This is a genomic window from Acinetobacter larvae, assembly GCF_001704115.1.
GTDB lineage: Bacteria > Pseudomonadota > Gammaproteobacteria > Pseudomonadales > Moraxellaceae > Acinetobacter > Acinetobacter larvae.
The window spans coordinates 3,733,295-3,741,098 of sequence record NZ_CP016895.1 but is presented as its reverse complement, the minus strand read 5'-3'; the positions used below and the strand labels follow the sequence as shown (position 1 = coordinate 3,741,098).

Genomic DNA, 7,804 nt, shown 5'->3' with positions numbered 1-7,804 from the left:
GTGAGACCCCATTATTTATACCATTCAATTTCAAAGCCATCCCCCAAGAGGGCTCGCCATTCTACCCAAGTTATCCACATCTGTCATGACTAATTCGGGCGAATTTGTGTAAAAAAACAACCCCTCGCACCATATTTTTAAATTTAAAGCCATTATGGATAGCTCTAAGCAAAAGCTGTGGATAAAATATAGCATAAACTTATCCACAATCCAGTCTTTTAATTCAAACATAGATATCAACAACCCAAACTATTGTTATTTTTAAATAAAAACATCATTTCCACAGAAAAACCCTCCCCTAATAATAATAAATTTAAATTTATAAATTTGAATTTAATTATAGAGGGCTTCAAAATTGTGGATAACCATTTTAAATTCATTTCCAGTAAAATAAATTCAAATTTAAAATCTCGACGTTTTATTATATGTGGATAAACTTGTTGTTAACGCTGTTTATATCTGTAATTTACTTTAAAAATCTAATACTTACAATGTGAATATTTTATATTAATTATAAATCGTGTGAAAAACAGACAAAAAATCATGCAGACTTCAACGCTCAGCAAATTATGGCAATGTTGTATAAAGTTAAGTCAAAAAGGGTTAAAAACTATGAATTACATTGACAGTTCAAACAATGCGCAATACAATCGCGAACCTTTATAGATAAGATCATTTTGGAGTTTCGATATGAAACGTACATTTCAACCATCCGAATTAAAGCGTAAGCGTGTTCATGGTTTTCGTGCTCGTATGGCAACTAAAGCTGGTCGTCAAGTATTAGCTCGTCGCCGTGCAAAAGGTCGTCACAGCTTAACTGTTTAATTAATAGTTATCTGTACGATTGAAAGAGGTATGACACTTTATCATTTCAGCACGGCGCTTCGATTACGTTGTGCTGCTGATTATAAAAGTGTGTTTGAGGGTGCGCTTTTTAAAGTGCATCAACCTCATTTCTTATTCTTAGCTACCCCATCTAAACAGCAAAATAGCCGTTTAGGGCTTGTTGTCGCTAAGAAAAAAGTACGTCGCGCACATGAAAGAAATCGAATAAAACGTATAGCGCGTGAAAGTTTTCGCTTACATCAACAACAAATTGATAATTTGGATATTGTGGTGATGCCTAAAATCGGTATTGAAGCAATTCCTAATCCTGAACTACATCAGCAGTTACAATTTGCTTGGTTGAAATTACAGCGTCTTGTTAAAAAGCACCATAAAATAGCAATTTCCTCTGAAAAATGAGAGTAAACCGATGGCTCGTATTCTGCATTGGTTAATTCGTTGTTATCAAATCTTGATAAGCCCGATGTTAGGGCCTCGTTGTCGCTATATTCCTACTTGTTCACAGTACGCCATTGAAGCAATTCGCAGCCATGGTGCGTGGAAGGGTGGATGGTTGGCAACACGACGTATTTGTCGCTGTCATCCTTGGGGGGGATATGGTTATGATCCAGTGCCGCAAAAAGCCATTCGTTTTATTTCATTTCAGCAAATAGATTCTCAAAAGCTTCTTGTTGCTGTACCCTTGCGTGAACGTTTATCTAATCCAAAACACTCTAACCATTTGGGGTAATGAATATGCAACAATGGGCCAGGTTTGCGATCCTCGGGGCCATGTTAGTCACCGCATATTTGCTCATTTTGGCTTGGCAAAAAGACTATGGACATGACAATGCGAGTAAGCCAGCAACACCAGCAGCTGCAGTCGCCCATGATGTCTCTGCTGATATACCAAATGCGCAAAGCACTGCGGCATCTAGTGATGTCCCACAAGCTCAGGTAACTGCTGCTGCACAGCCAAATACCGCAGCACCAACCAATGCAAATCAACAACTGATTTCAGTTAAAACTGACCTTTATCATCTTTGGATTAGTCCGAAAGGTGGTGATATTGTTCGGATGGAATTACTTGCACATGACAAAAGCAAAAATAGTGATCAGCCATTTGTCATGCTGGAAAGTGATCATCAGCGTACCTATGTCGCGCAGTCTGGTTTAATTGGTCTAAATGGTCCAGACAGTAATCGTAATGGACGCCCAAATTACGAATATGAGAAAGCAAGTTTTAGCCTAGAAGATGCTAAGGTTGTTAACCAAGATGGTAAGTCTGTTAAAGTCTTAAATGTACCTTTGGTCTATAAAACACCCGAAGGCGTTGAGATTATTAAAACTTTCACATTCTCAGCAGGTGACTATCCAATTAAAGTGAGCTATCAGGTATTAAACCGCGGTACTCAAGATTGGCAAGGTCAAATGTTTGGTCAAATCAAACGTGATAACTCTGAAGACCCTGGTAAGTCTGATCAAGGTATTTTTACCTTGGGCACTTTCTTAGGTGGAGCTTGGGGCACGCCTGATTCTCATTATAATAAGTTGAAATTCGACAAGTTTAGTGAGGAAAAACTCGCCACTGAAGCAACTGGTGGATGGGTTGCTGTGGTACAACACTATTTTGTTAGTGCTTGGGTACCAGGGCATTTTGGTGATAAGCCTTATCAGGCCAAATTAGAATCACGTAAAGCCGCAGATAATAGCAATATTATTGGTTTTACCTCACCAGCAATCAACGTTCCTGCTGGTAAGACCATGACTGTTGATGCAACTTTCTATTCTGGTCCAAAAATTCAGTCTGAATTAAAAGATCTAGCGCTTGGTTTAAATCAAACTGTAGACTATGGTTGGTTATGGCCAATTGCCAAATTATTATTCATGGGCTTACAGTTCTTCCATAACATTGTCGGTAACTGGGGCTGGTCAATTATTTTATTGACGATTCTGGTGAAACTGATCTTATGGCCACTGTCTTCTAAAAGTTATCGCTCTATGGCGAAAATGCGTGTGATTGCACCAGAAATGCAACGCATGAAAGAAGAATTTGGTGAAGACCGTATGCGTTTTTCACAAGAAATGATGGCGCTATATAAACGTGAACAAGTCAATCCACTGTCTGGTTGTTTGCCTTTATTATTACAAATGCCGATTTTCTTGGCTTTGTATTGGGTGTTGATGGAAAGTGTGGAATTACGCCATGCGCCTTGGATTCTTTGGATTCAAGATCTATCGGCAATGGACCCATGGTTTATCTTGCCATTGTTGATGGGGGCAACCATGTTTATTCAGCAAATGCTGAACCCACAACCTGCCGATCCAATGCAAGCAAAAGTCTTTAAAATCATGCCTATCATGTTTACAGTGTTTATGCTGTTCTTCCCTGCTGGTCTGGTTTTATATTGGATTGTGAACAACTCGATCACAATCTTACAGCAAGGCTTTATTAATAAGAGCGTCGAAAAACAACGCTTAAATAAAGACAATACTGTGGCCAATTAGGCGTCAGGAAACTGCTGATAAAATCCGCTTAAGATGGTAATCTTAGGCGGATTTTTTATTTTATGAAATTGGAAAGTATGATGAGCCACAGTGTCAGTCAAACCACGATTGCTGCGATTGCAACACCACCAGGTCGTGGTGGGGTAGGCGTTATCCGTTTGTCTGGACCGAAAGCCTATTCTATTGCTGCCGCACTCACCCAACAAGATTTACCGGCTACACGTTTTGCCTGTTTTCGTCGCTTTTACGACGCAGAGCAGCAAGTGATGGATGAAGGACTGATCATTTGCTTTGCCGGTCCACAGTCATTTACTGGAGAAGATGTTGTTGAGATTCAAGGGCATGGTGGACCTGTAATTCTAAATACTGTCTTGGCACGCACCTTGGCATTGGGTGCTGTGGCGGCAAAAGCAGGAGAGTTTTCCTTACGTGCTTTTGAAAATGGCAAAATGGATTTGGTTCAGGCAGAAGCCATTGCCGATTTGATTGATGCCAGTTCGCAAGCTGCTGCACGCTCAGCTGTACGTTCTTTACAAGGTGCTTTTTCCAATAAAGTCAATACTGTACTAGAGCAGTTGATTCATTTGCGTTTACATGTAGAAGCAGCAATTGATTTTCCAGAAGAAGAAATAGACTTTTTAGCTGATGGCAAAATTCTGAGCTTATTACAACAAGTACAACATTCTGTAAGCCAAGTACAACATTCTGCACGTCAAGGACAGTTATTACGAGAAGGTTTGCAAGTGGTGATTGCTGGTAAGCCAAATGCTGGTAAATCTAGTCTACTCAATGCTTTAGCTGGCAATGAACGTGCGATTGTGACGGATATTGCCGGCACGACCCGCGATGTATTACATGAGAAAATTACCCTAAACGGTTTACCGATCACCTTAACTGATACTGCTGGTTTACGTGAAACGGGAGATCTTGTTGAACAAGAAGGAATTCGACGTGCTATTCGAGAGATCGAACAAGCTGATTTATTATTGTTGGTTTATGATTTAAGTGGTGATGAAGAGCCTTTACAGTTGGCTGAGCGCTATTTTGCTGAGCATATAGACCGTAAACGCTTAATTTTGATTGGTAATAAATGTGATTTAACCAATCTGACACCGGCATTATCAGACTATCAAGGCTTTCGTCATGTACGTGTATCTGCAAAGCAAGATTTGGGCGTAAACAGCTTAATTGACTGCGTTACTGCACATGCTGGCTTTCACCCTGCAGAAGATACTTTTATCGCCCGTACGCGCCATTTAGACGCAATGCAGCGTACACAATATTATCTGGCTGAAGCACATGATCAGCTGACGGTATTTCATGCTGGTGAATTGGTTGCCGAGTCTTTACGCTTAGCACAAAATGCTTTGGGTGAAATTACTGGTGATTTTAGTGCGGATGATTTACTGGGTAAAATTTTCGGCTCTTTTTGTATTGGCAAGTAAAATTTAATAGAAATCCCGCTCAAGCTTATTTTTTCATCTTATTTTTCAATCGTGATGAAGTGCTGGAGCGGGATGAGATGGATTAGAAAGAAAGTTTGAGATTTAGATAATAATTACGACCTAAAACATTGCTATAACGGCTGATATAGTTTGTGCCAGACATATCTAAAGTATAAGTATCAAATAAGTTATTAATACCAAAACCAAGTTCAGCGTGATTGAGTTGTTTCACCCCAGGAACCTTAAATTTAGCACGCGCAAAAATATCGTGGAAGAATTCCCCACCGATTTTTAAGCTATCCGCTGTTTGACCGGTTTGATTTAAAATTGCTGCAGCATTGCTAATATGATAAGCGCTGTAGTATTGCGTTCCCCAACCGAAGGTCCATGTTTCATTTGGTTTTAAGGTGAAGGTGGCATTGGCACGATGTCGGATAGGGTTGCCGCTAGCACTACCATCTAATTGACTTTCCCAACCACCATTTAAATTGGTTTGACGAATATATTGGTCTACATAGGTATAGCCCAAATTAAAGTTTGATGAGCCTAAGATACTGTCAAAAGAATAATGAATAGCTGTGTCAAAGCCACTGGTTTTTAGACCTAATGCATTAAAGGGCTGGGTATTAATCGCAGTGACATTGCCCTGTTCATCACGTGTGACACGTCCAGGAAAATTTCCTTCATTGGCTAAGATATATTCTGCTGATGGTTCAGTAATATTGTTGGTTTTTTCGATATGGAAATAGTCTAGCGACAAGCGTAAGTCAGGAATAAAATCAGGTGTTAAAACAATACCAGCATTATAACTTTTTGATGATTCTGGGGTGATATCTGGGTTACCACCTGAAATAGCATCATAACTGCTAATAATCTTTCCAGTTTTAGGATCGACGAGTGTAGTACTGGTTGTCTGGCTACTGCTTGCTTCAGCTAATTGGGATACAGTTGGTGCAATAAAGCCTTCACTATAAGACGCTCTTAATAAAATCTGCTCATTTGGCGCGAATCTAAAACCAATCGTTGGGGTAATCGCATCAAACTTGGTTTTAGGTTGGGTGGTATAGCCAGTTAAAACCGAGTTATATCCGGTTGAGGAATCTACTTTATATTGAGGTGTACTGGAATCAATATTAAATTCTTCATAACGCCCAGCGATTTGAACATCAAATAATTTAGCCCAAGGTATTTGCATGTCTGGTGAAATCAATGGAATACCAAATTCTAAATAAGCACTTTTAGCTTCCATATTACGTTCCGTGGGTTTTCGCCACGGGTTATCGACATGTTGATGGTCCGCAAACCCTTCTGTTTTGGTTTTACGATATTCTAGTCCTGTTGCCATACTAATATCGCCTGCATACCAAGTATATATCGAGCCCGCTCCTCGCAACGCAAAATCATTGAGAGTTGATTGGGTCTGAGTTTTTGGATAATTCCAATATTTGGCAATAATATCTGTACTTTCAGTTGTGGTATCTTTAATCAGTTCGATTAAGCCTGCGTTTAAATCCGCCGTCCAAGCTTTGGCACCAGGGTTATTACTGCCACGTCTTGGGTAGTTCACCATAATGTCGGCTTGGCTCCAAGCATAGTCGGCAGACACCGTAAAGTCAGGTGTTAAGTCAAAGCTAAATCCTGTGGCTACTCGTTTGGTCTCATTTTCAATACGTCGGTAGGCTTTTTCTCCCATATCTGACCAATTGACGGGGAAGTTAACCTGTACCTCTTTACCGAATGGGTTAGTCGGATTATCTGCTTTATAGGTTACGACACCATAGCCATGTGGTGTGGTTAAATGTTTACCCTCTTCTTTGTCATAAGAGCCTTCTAAATATACATTTAACTTGTCTGTAAAATCACGATTGATCGATAGACTATAAGCTTCTGTTTTACTTTCTGTGATGAGCGTGGTATTACCAGACCAAGCACTCATTTGATCAGAAAGACCAAGTGCATAACCCTCTCCAAGCTTATTTATATCACCATCCCATCCCTTGGGAATATGCGCAGCAGTATAACTCCCATCGCTATTTTTAATGCGCAGGTTGACCAGATCCCCTGCAGGTGGGCTAGACGCATTATGAATTGAATTGGGGTTATTCTGAAGTTGTAAATTACGCCCCATATTGCGCCATTTTTTGTCAAACTGTGACAATGGGTCTTGGTCACGTTTGGATGCCGTGAATAATACTTGCGTACGCCCTTCTTCAAGGGCAAAGCCTGTGACTAAATTGACGGTTTTAACGGGTTGGTCATTCCCCAATGTATTTTCATAGCGGACAGTCACATCTGTACCAACATAATCTCGTTTTAAAATAACGTTAATAACCCCACCAATGGCTCCCGAACCATAGATTGCCGAAGCTGATGTGGGCAGGACTTCAATGCGTTCAATCGCTTCTAATGGAATATTATTTAAGTTGGGTTGGTCGGTACTTTCTGCTGTTCCTCGACTGCCCATACCTGCTGCTCGTCGACCATTAATTAAAATTAATGTATGGTTTGCGCCTAAACCTCTTAGGTTAATTTGGCTGGTTGTTCCGGTAAAACCAGAACCAGAATCATTGGGAATCGAGGTGGCTTGCGGTAAAAGTTTGGTTATTAAATCACTGACATTGGTTGCACCAGTATTTTTAATGTCTTCTGCTTTAATAATGGTATAGGGCTGAATATCATTTTCAGTTCTAATAATATCCATATTGCCATTTTTAAGAGCTTTTTCTTGTTGCTGTGCCTGCATCTCAATGACCGGTAGCACAGATACATCCTGTTGTTGTGCAAATAAAATTGGACTGCTACCGAGCATCATTGCCGTAAAAATCATCTTTTTTAACAGTTGCTGGTATGGGTTCTTTCTAAAACTTATCAATTGCAGCGATACAGCTGGATATGATTTGGTCATATCTAAAATTTCCTATTGCGCCATTATTACAAATAGTCACAAAGCATACATTATTAATCATTAATGTAAATAATTATCATTAATATTTTAATTTGTATTTTGAAAAATGATAAATTTAATA

General features: G+C 39.7%; 6 protein-coding genes. 5 read left to right on the top strand and 1 reads right to left on the bottom strand.

Going from position 1 to position 7,804, the window contains the following annotated elements:
• Positions 1-690 precede the first annotated feature (690 nt).
• The 5 genes from rpmH to mnmE all read left to right on the top strand — a co-directional run bounded on the left by rpmH (position 691) and on the right by mnmE (position 4,778).
• Positions 691-825 carry a 50S ribosomal protein L34 gene (gene rpmH, locus BFG52_RS16520; RefSeq protein ID WP_000831329.1) on the top strand — a complete coding sequence of 45 codons (135 nt, stop codon included), beginning with the start codon at positions 691-693 and terminating at the stop codon, positions 823-825.
• Between the two features lie 30 nt (positions 826-855).
• Entirely contained in the window at positions 856-1,245 is a 390-nt protein-coding gene (gene rnpA / locus BFG52_RS16515; protein ID WP_067558901.1) for a ribonuclease P protein component, read from the top strand.
• A 10-nt stretch (positions 1,246-1,255) separates the two neighbouring features.
• Positions 1,256-1,576 carry a membrane protein insertion efficiency factor YidD gene (yidD, locus tag BFG52_RS16510; RefSeq protein WP_067558898.1) on the top strand — a complete coding sequence of 107 codons (321 nt, stop codon included), beginning with the start codon at positions 1,256-1,258 and terminating at the stop codon, positions 1,574-1,576.
• A gap of 5 nt (positions 1,577-1,581) precedes the next feature.
• A complete protein-coding gene (gene yidC, locus BFG52_RS16505) occupies positions 1,582-3,333 on the top strand; it encodes a membrane protein insertase YidC (protein WP_067559696.1) in 1,752 nt (583 codons plus the stop codon).
• 80 nt (positions 3,334-3,413) lie between these two features.
• Positions 3,414-4,778 carry a tRNA uridine-5-carboxymethylaminomethyl(34) synthesis GTPase MnmE gene (gene mnmE / locus BFG52_RS16500; protein WP_067558895.1) on the top strand — a complete coding sequence of 455 codons (1,365 nt, stop codon included), beginning with the start codon at positions 3,414-3,416 and terminating at the stop codon, positions 4,776-4,778.
• An 82-nt stretch (positions 4,779-4,860) separates the two neighbouring features.
• Here the strand turns inward: mnmE and BFG52_RS16495 are convergent, their stop codons facing one another.
• On the bottom strand, positions 4,861-7,683 hold the full coding sequence (locus BFG52_RS16495) for a TonB-dependent receptor (protein WP_081408735.1): 2,823 nt from the start codon (positions 7,681-7,683) through the stop codon (positions 4,861-4,863).
• Between the last annotated feature and the right edge of the window lie 121 nt (positions 7,684-7,804).

What these genes read in the sequence shown, in the direction of transcription:
- rpmH (WP_000831329.1), top strand. Translation starts at nt 691, where the DNA reads ATGAAACGTACATTTCAACCATCCGAATTAAAGCGTAAGCGTGTTCAT.
- rnpA (WP_067558901.1), top strand. Translation starts at nt 856, where the DNA reads ATGACACTTTATCATTTCAGCACGGCGCTTCGATTACGTTGTGCTGCT.
- yidD (WP_067558898.1), top strand. Translation starts at nt 1,256, where the DNA reads ATGGCTCGTATTCTGCATTGGTTAATTCGTTGTTATCAAATCTTGATA.
- yidC (WP_067559696.1), top strand. Translation starts at nt 1,582, where the DNA reads ATGCAACAATGGGCCAGGTTTGCGATCCTCGGGGCCATGTTAGTCACC.
- mnmE (WP_067558895.1), top strand. Translation starts at nt 3,414, where the DNA reads ATGAGCCACAGTGTCAGTCAAACCACGATTGCTGCGATTGCAACACCA.
- BFG52_RS16495 (WP_081408735.1), bottom strand. Translation starts at nt 7,683, where the DNA reads ATGACCAAATCATATCCAGCTGTATCGCTGCAATTGATAAGTTTTAGA.